Genomic DNA, 21,332 nt, shown 5'->3' with positions numbered 1-21,332 from the left:
TGAAAAACAATAATTTGAATTATGTCTTTGGCAAAGACAGCATGCAATCGGTACCGCGGCGCCGGCCCGAAGACGGGAGTTTCAGAAGCGTGCTGACTAGAGCAAACCTTGGCGACGAAGGGCGAACGATCGCGCTTGGCTGGGACGATGGGACACGCAGCCGATTCCATGCCATGTGGCTGCGCGACAACGCACTGGACGACAGGACCCGCAGCGCCGGTAACGGCCAGCGGCTGGTCACCATTTTGGACATTCCGGGCGAGACACGGATCGGAGAGGCCTCGATCAAGGGCGAGGCGCTGGTGGTCACGTTCGTGCCTGAAGACAAGACCGTCAGCTTTCCCGCAAGCTGGCTTCGCGCCCATACTTACGACCGCGAAGAAAATCGGCAGCCCGGCTGGACCGGCAGCGACATTCGGCGGTGGACCAAGGCGACGATGCAGAGTTCGGTGCCGCGCGCGGCCTATAGTGAGGCGCGGCACGACAGGAATGTTCTGCGGCAATGGCTGACGGCGGTACGGAGCTTTGGCTTTGCCGTCATGGACGGTCTGCCGGCCGAATCCGGGGCATTATGCAATGTGGCCGATCTCTTCGGATATATCAGGGAGACCAATTACGGGCGCTGGTTCGAGGTGCGCGCCGAGGTCAATCCGAACAATCTTGCCTACACCAACCTTGGCCTGCAGGCGCATACCGACAATCCCTACCGCGACCCGGTGCCGACGCTGCAGATCCTGGCCTGCATCGAGAATACGGTGGAAGGCGGCGAATCCAGCGTCGTCGACGGGTTCGCGGTGGCGGCCGCGCTGCAGGCGGAGAATTCGAACGGCTTCCGGTTGCTTTCCTCCTATCCGGCGCGCTTCGAATATGCCGGCTCATCGGGCGTGCGGCTGCAGTCCAAGCGCCCGATGATCGAGCTCGGACCGGATGGCGAGCTCATCTGCGTGCGCTTCAACAACCACTCGCTGGCGCCGACCATCGACGTGCCGTTCGCCGAAATGAACGCATATTACGCCGCCTATCGCCGGTTCGCCGAACTGATCGAGGATCCGGCCTTCGAGGTGACCTTCAAGCTCGAGGCGGGCCAGTCGTTCATCGTCGACAACACGCGCGTCATGCATGCGCGCAAGGCCTTTTCCGGCAGCGGCACGCGCTGGCTGCAGGGCTGCTACGCCGACAAGGACGGCCTGCTGTCCACGCTGGCGGCAATCGAACACGATGTCAGAGAGGCGGCCGAATGAAATCGAATGAACTGAACACCGGCAACATCGTCGAGTTCATCGCCGACATTTTCGAGCGTCGCGGCGCGGAATCCTATCTCGGCGAGCCGGTCACCATGTCCGAGCATATGCTGCAGGGCGCGTGGCTAGCCGAGCAGGATGGCGCGCCGGAGGAGCTTGTGGCTGCGGCGCTGCTGCACGACATCGGCCACTACACCAGCGAGTTCGGCACCTATTCGCCCGACGACGTCGAGGACAAGCACCACGACGAGGCGGGTGGCGAGGTGCTGGCGCCGTTCTTTCCGCCGGTCATCGTCGAATGCGTCAGGCTGCATGTTGCGGCCAAGCGTTATCTCTGCGCCACCGATCCCTCCTACTTCGGCAAGCTGTCGCCGGCCTCGGTCCATACGCTGTCGCTGCAGGGCGGGCCGATGAGCGCGGAGGAGGTGGCGGAGTTCCGCAGCAATCCATTCCATCAGGAAGCCGTGCGTGTGCGCATCTGGGACGAGGGTGGCAAGGTCGCCAACATGAAGACGCGTGCCTTTCGCGACTACGTGCCGCTGCTGGAGCGGGTGGTGAAAAAGTTCGCGACCCAAAGCGCGACGTGATCACCGGCGCCGCCCCACCCGGCACACTTGCCGACAATAGTGCGCCGCCGAAGACTAGAGACGTTTTCTCGGCAACATCATGCGTCTCGACATACCCGGCAAAATGCGTTGGCGGTATCCAGGCAAGGGGTGTGGTGCTGGCGGCCTGAACAATCCGCGCCGCTGAACAATGGGACCGACAGATTGCCCGTTGACAGCGGCGCGGAACCGACCTTATTGTCCGCGCCCATGAAAACAGCACTCATTCTCGTAGGCTGGCGCGTGGGCAAGGCGGTGTAACCGCCGGGCGAAAACCTCCCATGCGCATCCCACAGGCTCCCTCGGGGGCCTTTTTTATTGCCCAAAACCCAACTAAACGACCAGCAAATCGCCTGATGGCGAACAGTACGGGACCAGACCGATGAGCAACGGACATAACGAGCGGCGCGAAATGACGGGCGCCGAAATGGTGGTGCAGGCGCTGAAGGACAACGGCGTCAAGCATGTCTTCGGCTATCCGGGCGGCGCGGTCCTTCCGATCTATGACGAGATCTTCCAGCAGGATGAGGTCGAGCACATTCTGGTCAGGCACGAGCAGGGTGCCGGCCATGCCGCCGAAGGTTATGCGCGTTCGACCGGCAAGGCCGGCGTGCTGCTGGTCACGTCCGGCCCCGGTGCCACCAATGCGGTGACGCCGCTGCAGGACGCGCTGATGGATTCCATTCCGCTGGTCTGTCTCACCGGTCAGGTGCCGACCTCGCTGATCGGCTCCGACGCCTTCCAGGAATGCGACACCGTCGGCATCACGCGCCCCTGCACCAAGCACAATTGGCTGGTGAAGGACGTCAACGAGCTCGCCGCCACCATCCACGAAGCCTTCCATGTCGCGACCACCGGGCGGCCGGGCCCGGTCGTCGTCGACATTCCGAAGGACGTGCAGTTCGCCAAAGGCATCTACGTGCCGCCGCAAACGGCGCCGCGCACCAGCTATCAGCCGAAGGTCCAGGGCGATCTGGAGAAGGTGAAGGCCGCCGTCGAATTGATGGCCGGCGCGAAGAGGCCGATCATCTACAGCGGCGGCGGCGTCATCAATTCAGGTCCGGAAGCCAGCCATCTGCTGCGCGAGCTGGTCGACCTCACCGGCTTCCCGATCACCTCGACGCTGATGGGTCTCGGTGCCTATCCGGCTTCTGGCAAGAACTGGATCGGCATGCTCGGCATGCATGGCACCTACGAAGCCAACATGGCCATGCATGATTGCGACGTGATGATCTGCATCGGCGCGCGGTTCGACGACCGCATCACCGGCCGGCTGACCGCGTTCTCGCCGAACTCGAAGAAGATCCATATCGACATCGATCCGTCCTCGATCAACAAGAATGTCCATGCCGATGTGCCGATCCTGGGCGATGTCGGCCGCGTGCTCGAGGATCTGGTGCGGCTGTGGCGGGCGACTGCCAAGGCCGACAAGAAGGCGCTCTATCCATGGTGGGAGCAGATCGCGAAATGGCGCGCGCGGGACTCGCTCGCCTATAGGATGAACAACGACGTGATCATGCCGCAATACGCGATCCAGCGGCTCTATGCGCTGACCAAGGATATGGACACCTACATCACCACCGAAGTCGGCCAGCACCAGATGTGGGCGGCGCAGCACTATCACTTCGACAAGCCTAACCGCTGCATGACCTCGGGCGGCCTGGGCACGATGGGATATGGCCTGCCGGCGGCGCTCGGCGTGCAGATCGCACATCCGAATGCGCTGGTCATCGACATCGCCGGCGACGCTTCGGTGCAGATGACGATGCAGGAGATGAGCTCGGCCGTGCAGTACGACGCGCCGATCAAGATCTTCATCCTCAACAACCAGTATATGGGCATGGTGCGCCAGTGGCAGCAGCTTCTGCACGGCAACCGGCTGTCGCATTCCTACACCGAGGCGATGCCGGATTTCGTCAAGCTGGCGGACGCCTATGGCGGCCATGGCATACGCTGCGACAAGCCGGACGAGTTGGATGACGCGATCCGCGAGATGATTTCGGTGACGAAGCCGGTGCTATTCGACTGCCGCGTGGCGACTCTCGCCAACTGCTTCCCGATGATTCCGTCCGGCAAGGCGCATAACGAGATGCTCCTGCCTGACGAGGCGACCGACGAGGCGGTGGCCAACGCCATCGACGCCAAGGGCAGGGAACTGGTGTAGCGGCAGACAGCGTCTGCGGCGGAAGCCGTGTGGAAACATAGAATTAGCGCCAAAGTTTGAAATCGAGATTCACGTCATGAACGCACAGCTCCAGCCGACCGGCTCCGCCTACTTCATCGCCAAGGAAACCGAAAAGCCGGAAACGCACACGCTTTCCGTGCTGGTCGACAACGAACCGGGGGTGCTTGCCCGCGTCATCGGCTTGTTTTCGGGGCGCGGTTATAACATCGAAAGCCTCACGGTGTCCGAGACCGAGCACGAGAAGCATTTGTCGCGCATCACCATCGTGACGCGCGGCACGCCGCATGTGCTGGAGCAGATCAAGCACCAGCTCGAGCGGATCGTGCCGGTGCACCGCGTGGTCGATCTCACCGTGCGCTCGCACGAACTCGGCCAGGAGCGGCCGCTGGAGCGCGAGCTTGCCCTCGTCAAGGTCGCCGGCGCCGGCGACGCCCGCGTCGAGGCGCTGCGGCTGGCCGATGCCTTCCGCGCGTCGGTCATCGACGCCAACACCGAGCATTTCATCTTCGAGATCACCGGCAAGGGTTCCAAGCTCGACCAGTTCATTGCCATCATGAAGCCGCTCGGCCTGGTCGAGATCTGCCGCACCGGTGTCGCAGCCATGAACCGCGGCCCGCAGGGCATGTAGGCGCGCCACCCACCGCTCCGGCTGCTTCAAATTCTCCTCGCTGGTCCGGCGGTCGCCCGTCCGTGGCTTTTGCGCGCCTGCCGAAAAAGGACAATATAGCTGACTTATCCGGGGAGGATATGATGTCCGTCAACGCGTTCCTTGCACTCCTGGTCTATGCCTTCGTGACGTCGATCACGCCGGGGCCGAACAATCTCATGCTGCTGGCCTCCGGCGTCAATTTCGGCATAGTCAGAACGGTTCCGCATATGCTGGGCATCAGCATCGGTTTTCTGGTTCTGCTGCTGGCCGTCGGCTTCGGACTCGGCGCGGTGCTGACAGCGTTTCCGGCGCTGCATGCTGCGCTGAAAATCGCCGGCGCAGCCTATCTGCTCTATCTCGCCTGGAAGATCGCCATGTCGCGTTCGATGGGTGGCAAGGACGGGGCGAAGGCGCGTCCGATGCGCTTCATCGATGCCGCCGCGTTCCAATGGGTCAACCCGAAGGCGTGGGTGATGGCGATCACTGCCATGGCCGTCTACACCAATCCGGATCATCCGTTCGTCTCGGTGGCGCTGATTTCGATCGCCTTCACCATCGTCAACCTGCCCAGCGTTTCGGTGTGGGCCGGGTTCGGCACCGCGCTGCGCGGCTTCCTTTCGGATCCCGTGCGGCTGAAATGGTTCAACATAGGAATGGGTCTGCTGCTCGCAGCGACGCTCTGGCCGATGCTGCGTTAAGGGATCGCCACGGCACGTTAGCCGGCTGCACAACAATTGTGCAGTGCATATTAAATCTTCGTAATCCCGCGTTTTGGCCCTTTTCCGCCAAAGCCTTGTCCTATCTATTCGGCGAAATTCGCGGCAACGGCCGTGAAATGAGCTGAGAATAGACCACCGGTTTCGGCGTGTCGGATAGAGGGCCAGTTGTCGATGCGCGGAAAAATCGCCTTTACAGTCGTCGCTCTGGCCTGCCTTGCAGGTGTCGGCCTTTATCTGTCGCCCGCCACAATGGGCAGGGTGCAGCAGCTGATCTCCGGCCAGCAGGCCGACACAGCCGGCGCCGACACGACCAAGGCATCGGGCAGCCAGAAGGGCGGCGCTGGCGGCGCGCGTTCCGCCTCGATCGTTTCGGCAACTGCGACGACCGCCGATTTTCCGATCCGTCGCTACGCCATCGGCTTCGTCTCCTCACCGTCGGTGGTCAGCGTAAATGCCCGTGTCTCCAGCCAGATCGTGTCGATCGCGGTGAAGGACGGGCAAATGGTCAAGGCCGGCGACCTTCTCTTCTCGCTCGATGACCGCGCACTGAAGGCGCAGCTTGCCAAGGATCAGGCGACGCTCGTCAAGGACCAGGCCCTGCTGGTGAGCGCCACGGCGGATCTTCAGCGCGCCAAGGACCTTGTCGCCAAGCAGGCTGGCACGCAGCAGACTTACGACCAGGCACTGGCGGCGCAGAAGGCCGCGGCCGCCACCATCGATGCCGACAAGGCGACGATCGACGCCGATACCGTCCAGTTAAGCTACGCGACCATCAGCGCGCCCATCTCAGGCAGGCTGGGAGCGGTCAACGTCTCGGTCGGGGATCTCGTCACCACCAGCAACGGCTCAAGCACCACGACGCCGCTTGTGACCATCACACAGATGGACCCGCTGCAGGTTAATTTCACTCTTCCGGAAAGCAACCTTGCTTTATTGCACAAGGCGCTGGCGAGCCCACAGCAAGGCGACGTGACGCTGACCAAGGACGGCGATCCCACGCCGATCGGCAAGGGCACGCTCGATTTCGTCGATTCCAGCGTCGACACCGCCTCCGGCACCATCGCCACGCGGGCGAGCATACCGAACTCCGATCTTTCGCTTTGGCCGGGGCAGTATGTGAATGTCATCCTTGATGCCGGCACGATGCCGCAGATGACCTCGGTGCCGACGGTCGCGGTGCAGCCGAGCCAGAAAGGTCCCTTCGTCTATGTGATCAAGCCGGACAACACGGTCGAGATGCGGCCCGTGCAGGTGGCGCTGACGGAGGGCGATAACAGCGCCATCAGCCAGGGCCTCAAGGGCGGCGAGAAAGTGGTGGTCGAAGGCCAGACAAGGCTAAAGGACGGCGCGACGGTGCACGAAGGCAAGACAGCGAGCAGCAGCGGCGATCAAAATTCGCCTAAGGTCGCACAAGCCGACAAGGCCGGCGAGGCTCGCCCATGATTTCCGAATTCTGCATACGAAAGCCCGTCGCCACGCTGCTGATGTCGTTCGCCCTCGTGCTGGGCGGACTGTTCGCTTACAAGTTCCTGCCGGTTGCGGCGCTGCCCAGCGCGGAGTTCCCGGTGGTGAATGTCTCGGCCCAACTGGCCGGCGCTTCGCCGGAGACCATGGCGACCTCGGTCGCGACGCCGCTGATCAAGCAGTTCGCAACCATTGCCGGCATCGATTCGATTTCGACCACCAACTCGCTGGGCCAGACCTCGATCGCCATCCAGTTCGTGCTCAACCGCGACATCGACGCGGCTGCCGCGGACGTTCAGGCAGCCATTGCGCGCACGCAAAAATCGCTGCCGCCGCAAATGACGGCGCCGCCAAGCTATCGCAAGGTCAATCCGGCCGATGCGCCGATTCTTCTGATGTCGCTGGTCAGCGACACCGTTCCACTCACCGACCTCGACGCCTTCGCCGAAAACGTCATCTCGCCCTCGCTGTCGACCATCGATGGCGTTGCGCAGGTTTCGATCTACGGACAGCAAAAATATGCGGTGCGCATCCAGATCGATCCGACCGCGCTCGCCGCGCGCGGCATCTCGATCGACCAGTTGCAGACGGCCGTGGCCTCGGCCAACAGCAACACCCCGCTCGGCGTGCTGCAGAACGACAAGCAGCAGCTGACGATCACGGCCAACACTCAGTTGATGAACGCCGCCGATTTTTCAAACATTATCATCGCCACCAAGAACGGCCATCCGGTGCGGCTGGGCGAGGTCACGCGCGTCATCGACTCGGTCGAAACCACGACGACGGCGAGTTGGTATGACGGCACGCGCGCCATTATCATGGCCGTGCAGCGCCAGCCCGACGCCAATACGGTCGACGTCGTCGACAAGGTCAAGGCGATGCTGCCGTCTTTCCAGGACCAGATGCCGGCTGCCGCGAGCATCAAACTGCTCAACGACCGATCCACCTCGATCCGCCAGGCCGTCGACGACGTGCAGTTCACGCTGCTCCTGACCATCGCGTTGGTGGTGATGGTGATCTTCGTGTTCCTGCGCCGCGTCACGGCAACGATCATCCCGGCGGTGGCCGTGCCGATCTCGCTGATCGCGACGCTCGGCGCGATGTTCCTGTTCGGCTTCTCGATCGACAACATCTCACTGATGGGTCTGACGCTGGCCGTCGGCCTAGTCGTCGACGACGCGATCGTCATGCTCGAAAACATCTTCCGCCACATGGAAGAGGATGGGCTGTCGGCTTTCGACGCCGCGGTCAAGGGCGCGCGCGAGATCGGCTTCACCATCATATCGATTTCGATTTCGCTGGTGGCGGTGTTCATCCCCGTGCTTCTGATGGGCGGCGTCATCGGTCGCATCTTCAACGAATTCGCCGTCGTGGTGACGGTCGCCATCCTGGCGTCGATGTTCGTGTCGCTGACCCTGACGCCGATGCTGTGCTCGCGGCTCTTGTCGGTGACCAAGGCCGATCGCGACGCGCATGCCGACGGTCACAGACATGATCTCATCACGCGTGGCTATGACTGGATCCTGAGCTTCTGTCTGCGCCACACCTTCCTGGTGTTCCTGGTCTTCGTCGGCACCGCGGCAGCCTCCGTCTGGCTGATCCAGGTTTCGCCGAAGGGCTTCTTCCCGCAAGAAGACATAGGCCAGATCTCGGTAACCACCATCGCCCGCCAGGACATCTCCTTCGACGCGATGACGAAGCTGCAGAGCCAGGTCGCCGACGTCTTCTCGCATTCGCCTTACGTCGATCACGTCGCCTGGTCGGTGGGCAGCGGCAATAATGCGCTCAATCAGGGACAGTTGTTCGTGCAACTGAAGGACAAGGACAAGCGTCCCGACATAGAGAAGGTGCTTTCCGATTTGAGGCGGCAGCTGTCCGGCGTCGCCGGCATCGAAACCTATATGCAACCGGTGCAGAACCTCAGGCTCGGCTCGCGGTCCTCGGCCAGCGCCTATCAGCTGGTCGTCCAAGGCCTCGATAACGGCGCGACGGACGCCTGGGCGCAGAAATTGAACGACGCCATGGCCGCCGATCATAAATTCTTCACTGACGTCACAAGTGATTTGCAGAACAACGCGCTGCAGGCGTCGCTGGTCGTCGATCGCGACAAGGCCGCTCAGCTCGGTATCGACACGGACACGCTGCGCTCCGCCCTCTATGGCGGCTTCGGCACCGATCAGGTCTCAACCATTTTCGGCTCGGCCGACAGTTACGAAGTCATCACCGAGCTCGATCCGAAGATCGAGTGGTCGCCGGAGCGCATGCTGGCCATTCAGGTGAGAACGGCGAGCGGCAGCCTCGTTCCTCTCGGTGCCTTCGCCCGGGTCGATCGCACGGCCGGCGCCTTGACGGTCAACCAGCTTGGCCAGCTGCCGGCGGTGACGATCTCCTACAACCTGCCGCAGGGTGTCTCGCTCGGCGACACGGTGACCCGCATCAACCAGCTCAAGGACCAGATCGGCATGCCGCAGGCGATCGGCACCACCTTCGCCGGCACGGCCAAGACGTTCCAGGATTCGCTTGCCAACCAAGGGCTGCTGATCGGGGGCGCGATCCTCACGATCTACATCGTGCTCGGGATGCTCTACGAGAGCTTCATTCATCCGCTGACCATTCTGACGGGCCTGCCATCGGCGGTACTGGGCGCGGTGGTTGCATTGCGGCTCTTCGGCATGGACCTGTCGGTCATAGCCGTGATCGGCATCCTGATGCTGATCGGCATCGTCAAGAAAAACGGCATCATGATGATCGACGTGGCGCTGGAGTTGAGGCGCGAAGGGATGTCGGCGCTGGACTCCATTCACAAGGCCTGCCTGATGCGTTTCCGGCCGATCATGATGACGACGCTGGCGGCCTTGATGGGCACGTTCCCGATCGCGCTCGGCACCGGCGCCAGCGCCGAGCTGCGCCAGCCGCTCGGCGTTGCCGTGGTCGGCGGCCTGCTCGCATCCCAGGCGCTGACCCTGTTCGTCACGCCGGTCATCTATGTCTATTTCGAGCATTTCTCCGGCTGGCTACTCAGCTTCTCCTCGAAGAAGAGCCGGCCGGAGTTGCATGCGGTCGAGCCGGTCGAGCAGCCCTCGCTCTTTGACCCCGGAGAAAATGCCGAACCGAGAAAGTTGGCCGCCGAATAGGCGGCCCGGCTCTGGCCCAAGTTGCCGAGCTTGCGGGGGCGTGCGCACGATCGTAACCTTGCGCCATGTCCCATGATCACGACCACGACAACGAGCTCGATCCGTTTGCGGCGCGCGTGCGCGCATTGGAAACGATCCTTACCGAGAAGGGCCTGATCGATCCGGCGGCCATCGACGTCATCGTCGATACCTACGAGACGAAAATCGGCCCACGCAACGGCGCCAGGGTGGTGGCGAAGGCCTGGAACGATCCGGCCTATGCCGAATGGCTGAAGCGCGACGCGACGGCGGCAATTGCCTCGCTCGGCTATACCGGGCGTCAGGGCGAGCACATGCAGGCGGTGTTCAACACGCAGGAGACGCACAACCTCGTCGTCTGCACGCTCTGCTCCTGCTATCCGTGGTCCGTGCTCGGCCTGCCGCCGGTCTGGTACAAGGCGCCGCCCTATCGTTCGCGGGCTGTTATCGATCCGCGCGGCGTGCTGGAAGAATTCGGGCTAACCTTGCCCGCGGGCAGGAAAATCCGCGTCTGGGATTCGACGGCCGAGCTTCGCTATCTGGTGGTGCCGATGCGGCCGAAAGGCACCGAGGGCTGGAGCGAGGAGCAACTCGCCGGCCTGGTCAGCCGCGATTCGATGATCGGCACGGCGCTGGCGAAGGAGCCGGCATGAACGGGCCACAGGATCTCGGCGGACAGATGGGCTTCGGCCCGGTCGCGCCCGAGACGGACGAGCCTTACTTCCATGTTGCCTGGGAGCGGCGGGCACTAGGCGTCACGCTCACTGCCGGCGCCATGGGTGCCTGGAACATCGACGAGAGCCGGCATGCGCGAGAGTCGCTGCATCCCGCCGATTATTATTCGTCGAGCTATTACCAGATCTGGATCCAGGCGCTTGAGGTACTCCTGAAGCGCCATGGCTTCGTGACGGAACGCGACCTTGCCGCCGGCAAGGCCGTCGATCCGGCGGCGACACCCAAACGCGTGCTGAAGGCTGCCGATGTGCCTGCCGTGCTCGCCAAAGGTGGGCCTTGCGACCGTCCCGTGGCTGCGCCGGCGCGCTTCCAGGCGGGCGACCGCGTGCGGACGAAGAATTTCAGTCCGACCGGCCATACGCGCCTGCCGCGCTACGCGCGCGGCAAGAACGGAAGGATCGAGGCCGTTCGCGATGGCTTCGTGTTCCCGGACAGCAACGCGCATGGCAAGGGCGAGAACCCGCAATGGGTCTATACCGTGGTTTTCGACGGCGCCGAGATCTGGGGCGAGGGCGCCGACCCGACGCTTGAGGTCTCGATCGATGCCTGGGAGAGCTACCTTGAGCCCGCATGAGACCGAACTGCCGGGCGGCTTCGACGATCCGGTGTTCGCCGAACCGTGGCAGGCGGAGGCTTTCGCCATCACGGTCGCGCTGCACGACAGCGGCTTGTTTTCGTGGAACGAATGGGCGGACGCCCTGTCCGCCGAAGTGAAGAAGCCGGACGCCGCGAGGGACGGCCACGACTATTACGAGCACTGGCTGTCGGCGCTGGAAAAATTGCTGGCGACCAAGGGCGTCGCCGGCAAGCACGAGATCGATGCGCTCGCGGCCGCCTGGGAGCGTGCCGCGCACGCCACGCCGCACGGCAAGCCGATCCTGCTGGAGAATGATCCCGGAGCCCACCGGTAGCCCGGACTCAAACTTCGTTCCCTTTACGTTCTTGTTTGCGCCTGATAGCGTGCCGAGCTGATAATGAATGAGACCGTCGCCGACGACGCCGGTGATGGCACGCCAACCTTGTGTTTCGCTCGCGAATCCGGTCTGTCGAACTGATGGAATTCTCTCCCCAACAGGACGAGGCTTTGAAGGCGGTCGGCCGCTGGCTGAAGGACGGGCGGCCGCAGATCTTCCGCCTGTTCGGCTATGCCGGCACCGGCAAGACGACGCTTGCGCGCTATTTCGCCGAGCACGTCGACGGGCAGGTGCAATTCGCGGCCTTCACCGGCAAGGCTGCCCAGGTGCTGCGCTCCAAGGGAGCGACCAACGCCCGCACCATCCATTCGCTGATCTACAGGCCGAAGGGCGAGGAATCGGTCGAGGACCAGGTGACCGGCAAGACGTCGATGTCGCCGACCTTTTCACTCAACCGGCAAAGTCCGATCGCGCGCGCCAAGCTCGTCGTCATCGACGAATGTTCGATGGTCGACGAGCAACTCGGCCGCGACCTGCAGAGCTTCGGCACGCCGATCCTAGTGCTCGGTGATCCGGCGCAGTTGCCGCCGATCTCGGGCGGCGGCTTCTTCACCGAGCACGAGCCGGATGTGCTGCTCACTGAGATCCATCGCCAGGCGCGCGACAACCCGATCATCCGGCTGGCGCTCGACGTGCGAGAAGGCCGCGAGTTCATGCATGGCGACTACGGCACGGCGCAGGTGATCGGCAGGGAAGGGGTCACGCAGGATCTGGTGATGAAAGCCGATCAGGTGCTGGTCGGCACCAACCGCACGCGGCGGCGCTACAACCAGCGCCTGCGCGAGCTGAAGGGCTTTTCCGCCGATTATCCGCAGGCCGGCGACAAGCTGGTTTGCCTGCGCAACGATCCGGCCAAGGGGCTGCTCAACGGATCGCTGTGGAAAGTGATGACCTCGTCGCGCGAGACGGTGAAGCCCGGCATCAACCTGCTGGTCTCGCCGGAGGAGGACGATCCCGACCGCGGCGTTGCCAAGATCAAGCTGCTGAAGGCGGCGTTCGAGGATCCGGATGCCGAGATTCCATGGCAGCAGAAGAAGCGATTCGACGATTTCGACTACGGCTATGCGCTGACCGCGCACAAGGCGCAGGGCTCGCAGTGGAACGACGTCGTGTTGTTCGACGAGAGCTGGGCCTTCAAGGAGACCCGGCAGCGCTGGCTCTATACGGCCATCACGCGTGCGGCCGAGCGGCTGACGATCGTGCGATAGAGCGGTTCACCGGGTCAGGAAACGGTAAACCCCTCTAGCTCGTTGCTTTGGCGCAATTCCGAACGGAAAGCCGTTCTCACCTTTCCTGGAAATGCTCCAGTCCGCTTATTCCGCGGGCCTCGCATCGAGCCATTGCCAGGCCGCGGCTTCGTCGTCACTGGGGAAATGCCGGAATTCGAACGGCAGAACCTTCGGAAAGAAGTCGCCGACAAGCGATGCCCAGCGCGGTTCGCCGATAGCTGCGCAACGGACGACATGCTCCAGCGCGTCGGCCACACCTTGCTGCAGCGTCTCTTGCGAGATGTTGGCCCAATCGACGCTCTCCTCGTCAGTCAGCCGCACCAGCACGTCGATCCTCGGGTGCAGGGCATAGGCAGCTTCCAGCAGGCCGAACAGGTTTTCCGCATCCGCCGGCGAGACATCGCCGACGACGTCGATGGCAAAAAGCGCGTCACGGTTGGTTTCAATGCGGCGTATCGCCGGCACCGCCTCGAGGAAATTCACTGGCAAATCCTTGTGTTGGCCATCAGCTAGTCTCTGGAACACCGGAAACCCACTATCTGTTCCCTGCAAAGGCGCTATAGATGCCCGCCAAAACCAAGCTGGATGCCAATTCATGCCTGCAAAGCTTTCGGTCAACCTCAACGCTGTCGCCATGCTGCGCAACCGCCGCGACCTGCCGTGGCCGAGCGTCACGGGGTTGGGGCGCATCGCTCTTGCCGCCGGCGCGCATGGGTTGACTGTCCATCCACGTCCCGATGAGCGGCATACGAGACATTCCGACCTGCCGGAGATCAGGGCGCTCATCGACGATGAGTTCCCCAAGACGGAATTCAACATCGAGGGCTACCCGACAGAGGATTTCCTGGCGCTTGTCGAGAAGAACCAGCCGGAGCAGGTGACGCTGGTGCCGGACGATCCGGCGCAGGCGACGTCGGACCACGGCTGGAACTTCGTCGCGCAGGCCGCGTTCCTGACACCGATCGTCAAGCGGCTGAAGAAGGGCGGATTTCGCGTGTCGCTGTTTTCCGACGCCGATGCGGCCGGCGTGAATGCCGCGCGCGATACCGGCGCCGACCGGATCGAGCTCTATACCGGGCCCTATGGCGGTTACCATTCCGATTCCGCCAAGGCGGCCAGGGAATTGGAAAGACTGGGAAAAACCGCGGACGCGGCACTCGCGGCGGGACTCCAGGTCAATGCCGGCCACGATTTGACCGTGAACAATCTGTCGGCATTGATCAAACGCATCCCCGCATTGGCCGAAGTATCGATCGGACATGGGTTGACAGCGGATGCGCTGGAGTATGGCATGGCCGGCACGGTTGGGCGGTTCTTGAAGGCCTGCGGATGGTAGGGCGAGGATGCCTTGCGTAGCTCCGGCGTGTTCCGCGCTTTGCGGCAGCCTTGGAGCGTGGCGAATCTGATGAAGTGGGGTTCATGGTGCTAGCCAACGCCAGCGAAACAGAATCCCTCGAACCTTTGGGCCATGCCGAGGCCGAGCGGCAGCACAGCACCAAGGTTCTGATGCTCGGCGCGCTCGGCGTCGTCTACGGCGATATCGGCACCAGTCCGATCTACGCCTTTCGAGAGGCTCTCCATGCTTCAGGGGGAGTGGTGGCCCGCAACGATGTGCTCGGCGTGCTGTCGCTGATCGTCTGGGCGCTCACCATCATCGTCACGATCAAATATGTCGCCTTCGTGCTGAGGGCCGACAATAAGGGCGAGGGCGGCACGCTGTCGCTGATGGCGCTGGCACGGAGCGCCTATCCGCAGGGCTCCAGCCTGATCCTGGTGATCGGCCTCTGCGGCGCGGCCCTCTTCTTCGGCGATTCGATCATCACGCCGGCGATATCCGTGCTTTCGGCGGTTGAAGGCCTGGAAGTCATCACGCCGGCGCTCGATGCCTATGTCGTTCCGATCACGCTGGTGATTCTGGCGGTGCTTTTCGCCGTGCAGCGTTTTGGCACGGGCAAGGTGGCGGCAGTGTTTGGACCCATCACGGCGACATGGTTCGTGGCCATCGGCGTTGCCGGCCTCTATCACATCGTCGACGACTGGTCCGTCCTGTTGGCTATAAACCCCTACTATGCGGTCTATTTCCTGGCCACCACGCCGACGGGCGCCTTCGTCACCGTCGGCGCGGTTTTCCTCGCGGTCACCGGCGCCGAGGCGCTCTATGTCGACCTTGGCCATTTCGGCCGCAAGCCAATCGTGCTGGCCTGGTTTTCCATCGTTTTCCCTTGCCTGCTCCTCAACTATTTCGGGCAGGGCGCCTTCGTGCTCTCGCACGGCGGCAAGCCGACCAACCCGTTCTTCCAGATGCTTCCCGAATGGGCGCTGATGCCGATGGTCGCCCTGGCAACGGCGGCGACGGTCATCGCCAGCCAGGCGGTGATCTCCGGCGCCTTCTCGCTGACCAGACAGGCGGTGCAGCTCAATCTTCTGCCGCGCATCGAGGTGCAGCACACATCGGAGATGCAAAGCGGCCAGATCTATATGCCGAGGGTCAATCTGCTGGTCGCGCTCGGCGTGATGCTTCTGGTCGTCGGCTTTGGCAGCTCGAGCGCGCTCGCCTCCGCCTATGGCATTTCGGTGACCGGTGAGATGCTGATGACGACGATCCTCTTGTTTGTCGTCATGCGCTGGCTCTGGAAATGGCAGCTGGCGCTCGCATTGGCGCTGGCGCTGCTCTTCGGCGTCATCGACCTCGGCTTCTTCTCGGCCAATGTCGTCAAGATGGTCGAAGGCGGTTGGGTGTCGATCACTGTCGCTTTGATCATGGGGCTGATCATGTGGACTTGGATTCGCGGCACCCGCTACCTATTCGACAAGACGCGCCGCAACGAAATCCCGCTCGACTTCCTGGCGGCGAACCTTTCGAAGAAAAAGCCGCAGCTGGTGTCCGGCACCGCCGTGTTCCTGACCAGCGATCCGCTGAGCGCGCCGACCGCGCTCATGCACAGCCTGAAGCACTATAAGGTGCTGCATGAGAAGAATGTCATTCTTTCGGTGGTGACCGCGCCGCAGCCGGTGGTGCCGGACAGCGAGCGGGTGAAGATGGAGACGGTCAACGAGCTGTTCATGCGGGTCACGCTGACCTTCGGCTACATGGAGCAGCCGAACATTCCGCGCGCACTGGCGATCTGCCGCAAGCAAGGATGGAAGTTCGACATCATGACGACGTCCTTCTTCCTGTCGCGGCGCTCGCTGAAGGCCTCGCCCAATTCCGGCATGCCGATCTGGCAGGACAGGCTGTTCATCGGCCTTGCGAAGACGGCGGCGGATGCGACGGAGTATTTCCAGATCCCCACCGGGCGCGTGGTCGAGATCGGTACGCAGGTCGCGATCTGACGCTTCAAGCATCCACATTGTGCCATAGATTTGAATGCACCTCTGCAGGTCGAGCCTTGCACTGGCGGTATGGGAGCCCTAACGCCAGGGCACTTGATATTGCATTGCAGCAAGCGTAGAGCACCGCGCATTTTATCGGAGTGTCGTCATGGCCCTTGCCAATGGTGCTGAGGCAGAACCCGTCGAGCAAACCGGGCATCCGGAAATAGAGCAGCACAGCACCAAGGTGCTGATGCTGGGCGCGCTGGGTGTCGTCTATGGTGATATCGGCACCAGCCCGATCTACGCGTTCCGCGAGGCGCTCGTTGCTTCCTCGCGCGGTGAGGTCGCCGATCGCGGCGATATCCTTGGCGTGCTGTCGCTGATCATCTGGTCGCTGACGATCATCGTCACGATCAAATACATCATGTTCGTGCTGCGCGCCGACAACCGTGGCGAAGGCGGCGTGCTCTCGCTGATGGCGCTGGCGCGCAGCACTTTCGCGACGCGTTCGGCGGTCATCCTGGCCATCGGCATCGCCGGCGCCTCGCTTTTCTTTGGCGACGCCGTGATCACCCCGGCCATCTCCGTGCTTTCGGCCGTCGAAGGCATGAATGTCGTGACACCCGCCTTTCAGCCTTATGTGGTGCCGCTGACGCTGCTCATCTTGGCCATTCTGTTTGCGGTGCAGCGGTTCGGCACAGGTGGTGTCGCCTTGATCTTCGGGCCGATCACCGCCGTGTGGTTCCTCGCCATCGGCCTGTCCGGGCTGAATCACATCATTGCCGATCCTGAAATCCTTTGGGCGATCAGCCCGCACTACATCGTCGCCTTCCTGATCCACTCGCCGGACGTGGCTTTTGTCACGATCGGCGCCATTTTCCTGGCCGTCACCGGCGCGGAGGCACTCTACGCCGACCTCGGCCATTTCGGCCGCAAGCCGATCGTGCTGGCATGGCTGGCGATCGTATTTCCCTGCCTGCTATTGAACTATGCCGGGCAGGGCGCTTTCGTGCTCGCCAAGAACGGCGTCGTCGGCCATCCGTTTTTCGAGATGAATGAAGGCTGGGCGCTGATCCCGATGGTGATTCTGGCGACGGCAGCGACGGTTATCGCCAGCCAGGCGGTGATCTCCGGTGCCTTTTCGCTGACCAGGCAGGCGGTGCAGCTCAACATGCTGCCGCGGCTGGAGATCCTGCATACGTCCGAAAAACAGTCGGGCCAGATCTACATGCCGCGCGTCAACATGCTGCTGGCGGTGGTGGTGATGCTTCTGGTGGTCGGTTTCGGCGCGTCCAGCAGACTTGCCTCGGCCTACGGGATCTCGGTGACCGGCAATATGCTGGTGACGACGGTGCTCCTCTTCGTCGTCATGACCCGTATCTGGAAATGGCAGCTCTGGGTCGCGGTGTCGTTAACGGCTCTGTTTGCCTTCATCGATGTCGGCTTCTTTGCCTCCAACATCGTCAAGGTGTTCGAAGGCGGCTGGGCGTCGCTCGCCGTGGCTTTCGCCATCATCCTCGGCATGTGGACCTGGGTGCGCGGCAGCCGCTACCTGTTCGACAAGACGCGCCGCAACGAAATCCCGCTCGACTTCCTGGCGGCGAACCTTTCGAAGAAAAAGCCGCAGCTGGTGTCCGGCACCGCCGTGTTCCTGACCAGCGATCCGCTGAGCGCGCCGACCGCGCTCATGCACAGCCTGAAGCACTATAAGGTGCTGCATGAGAAGAATGTCATTCTTTCGGTGGTGACCGCGCCGCAGCCGGTGGTGCCGGACAGCGAGCGGGTGAAGATGGAGACGGTCAACGAGCTGTTCATGCGGGTCACGCTGACCTTCGGCTACATGGAGCAGCCGAACATTCCGCGCGCACTGGCGATCTGCCGCAAGCAAGGATGGAAGTTCGACATCATGACGACGTCCTTCTTCCTGTCGCGGCGCTCGCTGAAGGCCTCGCCCAATTCCGGCATGCCGATCTGGCAGGACAGGCTGTTCATCGGCCTTGCGAAGACGGCGGCGGATGCGACGGAGTATTTCCAGATCCCCACCGGGCGCGTGGTCGAGATCGGCACTCAGGTCGCCATTTGAGGGACTGCAACGCCTAAAGGGGTGGGGAGGTGGGAATGGGCGGTGAGTTGGTGCTCGTTACCGGCGGCTCCGGGTTCCTCGGCGCGCACTGCGTTCTAGCCCTGTTTCCCAGGCCGCACGTTCCGCCAGCGTTTTTCCTTGCCAGCCAGGGCGGAGCGCTGGAACTGACGGTCGTCAATCCGGTCGGGATTTTTGGACCGGTTCTGGGGCCGGATCATTCGACCTCGACGGACTTCATCAAGCGCTTGCTGGACGGCGAGATGCCGGGTCTGCCGCGCATGGTGTTCGGTGTGGTCGATGTGCGGGACGTGGCGGATCTGCATCTGCGCGCCATGACCAGTCCCGCCGCCAAGGGGGAGCGGTTCCTCGCCATCAGCGGCGATTTCATGACGACGCTGGCGATCGCACAGACGTTGAAATCGCGGCTGGGCAGCGTTGCGTCGCGCGTTACGACGAGAATGCTGCCGGACTGGCTGGTCCGGACCGTCGGACTGTTCGACGGGCAAGCGGCTCAGATCGTGACGGAATTGGGCAAGGCCAGGAACGCAACCGGGGCCAAGGCCATGCGCATGCTCGGCTGGGCGCCGCGATCGCGCGAAGAAGCGCTCGTCGCCACCGGCGAAAGCTTGGTCCGGCTCGGATTGCTCAAAAAGTCGAGGTGACGCGCCCGGGAGGGTACCTCCCAGGCGCAACGGTTCAGCCAAGCAGTGCGGCCTTGTTCCCTTCCAGGAACTGCTTCAGCGTCTTCGGCTTGCGGCCCGACAACGTCTCGATAGCGTCGGTCACCATGCCGATACGGCCGGAGCGTGTGTTTGCGTCGAAGGATACGACAATGCGCGCAAAGTCCTCGGGAAGACCGGCCGCCTTGACGCCCTCGGTCAAAGCCTCGTCAGGCAATTGGATAACCTCCAGCGACTTGCCGGTGACTTCGCTCACCAGAGCGGCAATTTCGTTCGTCGTGTAGGCATGCGGGCCGGTCAGCGTGTAGACGCGGCTCTCCGTCGAGCCGGAAGCGAGGCTCGCGGCGATCGCGGCGGCCATGTCGTCGCGCGCGGCGTGCGCGATCCGACCGTCACCGGCCGACGTGTACCACTTGCCCGACGAAATGGCGTGCGGCAGCGCCATGAAAAGGTTCTCCTGGTACCAGCCGTTGCGGAAGATGGTGTAGGCAATGCCGCTCGCCTTGATGGCCTGCTCGGTGCCGTAGTGGTCGCCGGCAAACAGCACCGGCGAGACCGGCTCGGGATTGGGCATCGAGGTGTAGAGGAGGTGCGAGACGCTTGCCGCCTTGGCTGCGGCCACCGCGGCCTGATGCTGCTTGAGGCGCCGGTCGCTCTTCAGGTCGAGCTCACCGGTCGAGACGATCAGCACTCGGTCGGCGCCTTTGAACGCGCGCTCCAGCGAGGCCGGATCGTCGAAATCGGCCGGCCTGACGACAATGCCGAGGGCTGCCAGGTCGCCGAGATTTTCGGGATTGCGCGTGGTTGCGATGATATTTGCCGGCGCGACTTTCTGCGCATCGAGCAGATGGTTGATCACGGCGCGGCCGAGATGGCCGGAAGCGCCGGTGACAAGGAGAGTTTCGGTCATGGGAGGTTCCTGAAATTTGCGTCGAAGGGGTCTGAACGATGGTCTCAAAAAGAGACCAGCACTAAAATAAGAATTGACCAGGGGTCGTAAAGAAGGCAGTTTTCCGGGAGGTAGGCACAGCCGGGGAACCACCGGCGGGTCGCCGTTTCGATCAATGGATGTCGCGATGGACAGCAAGATCTTCAGTCTGAAATCGAAGCTCGAGGTCTACAAAGCCATGACCGGCGGCGGCAATTTCGCCGACTGCCCGGTCCGCGATGTGATCCAGGGCATCAGCGGCAAATGGAGCTCGCTGCTGGTCATGGCTTTGGCCGAGAAGCCGTACCGGTTCGGGGAGTTGCGCCGCCTGGTGCCCGACATTTCGCAGCGTATGCTGACGCAGACGCTCTACGACCTGCAGCGCGACGGCTATGTGCATCGCGAAGTCTTTCCGACCAAGCCGCCGAGCGTCGAATACAGCCTCACCGACCTCGGCCGCTCGATGTTTGCGCCGTTGCAGATGCTGATCCAATGGGCCGAGCTCAACCACGATGCCGTTCGTGAGGCGCGCGTCGCCTTCGATGCCGCGCAGGCCTGAGCCTTTCCTTCCCCGATACAAGCGTCAAAGCACCGCTTGCGCCGGTGCCGCAGTTGCTCGCCGCCATGGTCGCGGGAACGGTGATCGACCCGTTCAGGCCGATCGGGCTTGCGGAATCGCAATGGCCTGCAGCCGGATCATTCGCGACAGATAGGATGCCTTTGCCCGCAGGAAGGCGTGCAGCCGCAGCGGATAGTCCGGACTGACAGCCTCCTTCACCGATTGCCGGTCGCTCAACGCCTTGCGCCAGGCCTGGACGAGAGGCTTACCGTCCAGGATGCCGCAAGCGCCGATCTCGTCGAACGTGTCGAAGTAGCGGAAGATCGGCCCGTAGACGGCGTCGACCAGCGAGAAGCGCTTCCCGGCGAACCACGGACCGCTCCGCCTTGCCGACAGTTCTGCCTCGACACGCTCAAACAGTTCCGACAAGCCGCTGCTTTCCTTGAGGAAGCAGGCCTCATCGGCGGCGGAATAGAAGCGCCCGATGGCGTTGAGGATGGCCGAACCGAATTCGACCCAGGAGCGGTGCCTGGCCCGCATGAGCGGATCGGCCGGGCGCAACGGATTGGCCTGCGTCTCCTCGAGGAATTCGAGAATGACGGCGGATTCGAAAATGATCTCCTCCTTGCTGCCGTTTCGAACGCAGAGCAGCGGTACCTTGCCGAGCGGCGAGATAGCCTTGAACCAGTCGGGCTTGCTGGCAAGGTCGACATTGACGCGCTCGAACGGCACGCCTTTCTCGGCGAGGGCGATTGCCGCACGCTGGACGTAGGGGCAAAGGTGATGGCTGACGAGGGTGAGTTTGGCCGTCATC

The 21,332-nt window shown here is 62.9% G+C and carries 19 protein-coding genes; 16 read left to right on the top strand and 3 right to left on the bottom strand.

Annotated features, from left to right (window positions below; translation table 11 throughout):
• Positions 1-89 precede the first annotated feature (89 nt).
• From tmpA to P9254_RS04330, 11 genes are all read left to right on the top strand, one after another.
• Positions 90-1,241, top strand: coding sequence for a 2-trimethylaminoethylphosphonate dioxygenase (gene tmpA / locus P9254_RS04380; RefSeq protein ID WP_278053593.1), 1,152 nt, complete (start codon positions 90-92; stop codon positions 1,239-1,241).
• Positions 1,238-1,828: a (R)-1-hydroxy-2-trimethylaminoethylphosphonate oxygenase gene (gene tmpB / locus P9254_RS04375; protein ID WP_095783770.1), complete on the top strand. Its 591-nt coding sequence runs from the start codon at positions 1,238-1,240 to the stop codon at positions 1,826-1,828. The genes tmpA and tmpB overlap by 4 nt, the downstream gene beginning before the upstream one ends.
• Before the next feature lie 400 nt (positions 1,829-2,228).
• Positions 2,229-4,010 carry an acetolactate synthase 3 large subunit gene (locus tag P9254_RS04370; RefSeq protein WP_278053594.1) on the top strand — a complete coding sequence of 594 codons (1,782 nt, stop codon included), beginning with the start codon at positions 2,229-2,231 and terminating at the stop codon, positions 4,008-4,010.
• Positions 4,011-4,086: 76 nt separating this feature from the next.
• Positions 4,087-4,659 (top strand): acetolactate synthase small subunit, encoded by a 573-nt coding sequence (gene ilvN, locus P9254_RS04365; RefSeq protein WP_040969991.1) that lies wholly within the window; start codon positions 4,087-4,089, stop codon positions 4,657-4,659.
• A gap of 122 nt (positions 4,660-4,781) precedes the next feature.
• Complete coding sequence (locus P9254_RS04360) at positions 4,782-5,378, top strand: LysE family translocator (RefSeq protein ID WP_127241707.1); 597 nt, start codon at positions 4,782-4,784, stop codon at positions 5,376-5,378.
• A 192-nt stretch (positions 5,379-5,570) separates the two neighbouring features.
• Complete coding sequence (locus P9254_RS04355; RefSeq protein WP_095802662.1) at positions 5,571-6,842, top strand: efflux RND transporter periplasmic adaptor subunit; 1,272 nt, start codon at positions 5,571-5,573, stop codon at positions 6,840-6,842.
• On the top strand, positions 6,839-9,997 hold the full coding sequence (locus tag P9254_RS04350; protein ID WP_278053596.1) for an efflux RND transporter permease subunit: 3,159 nt from the start codon (positions 6,839-6,841) through the stop codon (positions 9,995-9,997). Before P9254_RS04355 ends, P9254_RS04350 begins: the two co-directional genes overlap by 4 nt.
• A 65-nt stretch (positions 9,998-10,062) precedes the next feature.
• Positions 10,063-10,668: a nitrile hydratase subunit alpha gene (gene nthA, locus P9254_RS04345; RefSeq protein ID WP_095802660.1), complete on the top strand. Its 606-nt coding sequence runs from the start codon at positions 10,063-10,065 to the stop codon at positions 10,666-10,668.
• Positions 10,665-11,324, top strand: a complete 660-nt coding sequence (nthB, locus tag P9254_RS04340; protein ID WP_278053599.1) for a nitrile hydratase subunit beta — start codon at positions 10,665-10,667, stop codon at positions 11,322-11,324. Before nthA ends, nthB begins: the two co-directional genes overlap by 4 nt.
• Positions 11,293-11,661 (top strand): nitrile hydratase accessory protein, encoded by a 369-nt coding sequence (locus P9254_RS04335; RefSeq protein ID WP_067323256.1) that lies wholly within the window; start codon positions 11,293-11,295, stop codon positions 11,659-11,661. The genes nthB and P9254_RS04335 overlap by 32 nt, the downstream gene beginning before the upstream one ends.
• Before the next feature lie 143 nt (positions 11,662-11,804).
• The gene (locus P9254_RS04330) at positions 11,805-12,932 is read left to right on the top strand and encodes an ATP-dependent DNA helicase (RefSeq protein WP_095783855.1); all 1,128 of its coding nucleotides are present in this window, start codon (positions 11,805-11,807) and stop codon (positions 12,930-12,932) included.
• Between the two features lie 105 nt (positions 12,933-13,037).
• On the opposite strand, the gene P9254_RS04325 is transcribed toward P9254_RS04330, so the two are convergent.
• Complete coding sequence (locus P9254_RS04325) at positions 13,038-13,571, bottom strand: STAS/SEC14 domain-containing protein (RefSeq protein ID WP_336619636.1); 534 nt, start codon at positions 13,569-13,571, stop codon at positions 13,038-13,040.
• Between P9254_RS04325 and P9254_RS04320 the strand changes: the two genes are divergently transcribed.
• The 4 genes from P9254_RS04320 (at position 13,549) to P9254_RS04305 (ending at position 19,013) form a co-directional block, all read left to right on the top strand.
• Positions 13,549-14,289, top strand: a complete 741-nt coding sequence (locus P9254_RS04320) for a pyridoxine 5'-phosphate synthase (RefSeq protein ID WP_278053601.1) — start codon at positions 13,549-13,551, stop codon at positions 14,287-14,289. The two genes, P9254_RS04325 and P9254_RS04320, sit on opposite strands and share 23 nt — an antisense overlap.
• A gap of 83 nt (positions 14,290-14,372) precedes the next feature.
• Complete coding sequence (locus P9254_RS04315) at positions 14,373-16,286, top strand: potassium transporter Kup (protein WP_278053602.1); 1,914 nt, start codon at positions 14,373-14,375, stop codon at positions 16,284-16,286.
• A gap of 148 nt (positions 16,287-16,434) precedes the next feature.
• Positions 16,435-18,351, top strand: a complete 1,917-nt coding sequence (locus tag P9254_RS04310; RefSeq protein WP_278053603.1) for a potassium transporter Kup — start codon at positions 16,435-16,437, stop codon at positions 18,349-18,351.
• A gap of 35 nt (positions 18,352-18,386) precedes the next feature.
• Positions 18,387-19,013 (top strand): hypothetical protein, encoded by a 627-nt coding sequence (locus P9254_RS04305; RefSeq protein ID WP_278053604.1) that lies wholly within the window; start codon positions 18,387-18,389, stop codon positions 19,011-19,013.
• A gap of 34 nt (positions 19,014-19,047) precedes the next feature.
• Here the strand turns inward: P9254_RS04305 and P9254_RS04300 are convergent, their stop codons facing one another.
• Complete coding sequence (locus tag P9254_RS04300) at positions 19,048-19,941, bottom strand: SDR family oxidoreductase (RefSeq protein ID WP_278053605.1); 894 nt, start codon at positions 19,939-19,941, stop codon at positions 19,048-19,050.
• Positions 19,942-20,107: 166 nt separating this feature from the next.
• Between P9254_RS04300 and P9254_RS04295 the strand changes: the two genes are divergently transcribed.
• A complete protein-coding gene (locus P9254_RS04295) occupies positions 20,108-20,518 on the top strand; it encodes a winged helix-turn-helix transcriptional regulator (RefSeq protein WP_066998811.1) in 411 nt (136 codons plus the stop codon).
• Positions 20,519-20,611: 93 nt separating this feature from the next.
• On the opposite strand, the gene P9254_RS04290 is transcribed toward P9254_RS04295, so the two are convergent.
• Positions 20,612-21,331, bottom strand: a complete 720-nt coding sequence (locus P9254_RS04290; RefSeq protein WP_278053607.1) for a glutathione S-transferase family protein — start codon at positions 21,329-21,331, stop codon at positions 20,612-20,614.
• Between the last annotated feature and the right edge of the window lies 1 nt (position 21,332).

The organism is Mesorhizobium sp. WSM4983, assembly GCF_029625765.1.
GTDB lineage: Bacteria > Pseudomonadota > Alphaproteobacteria > Rhizobiales > Rhizobiaceae > Mesorhizobium.
This window is presented reverse-complemented; position numbering and strand designations above follow the sequence as displayed.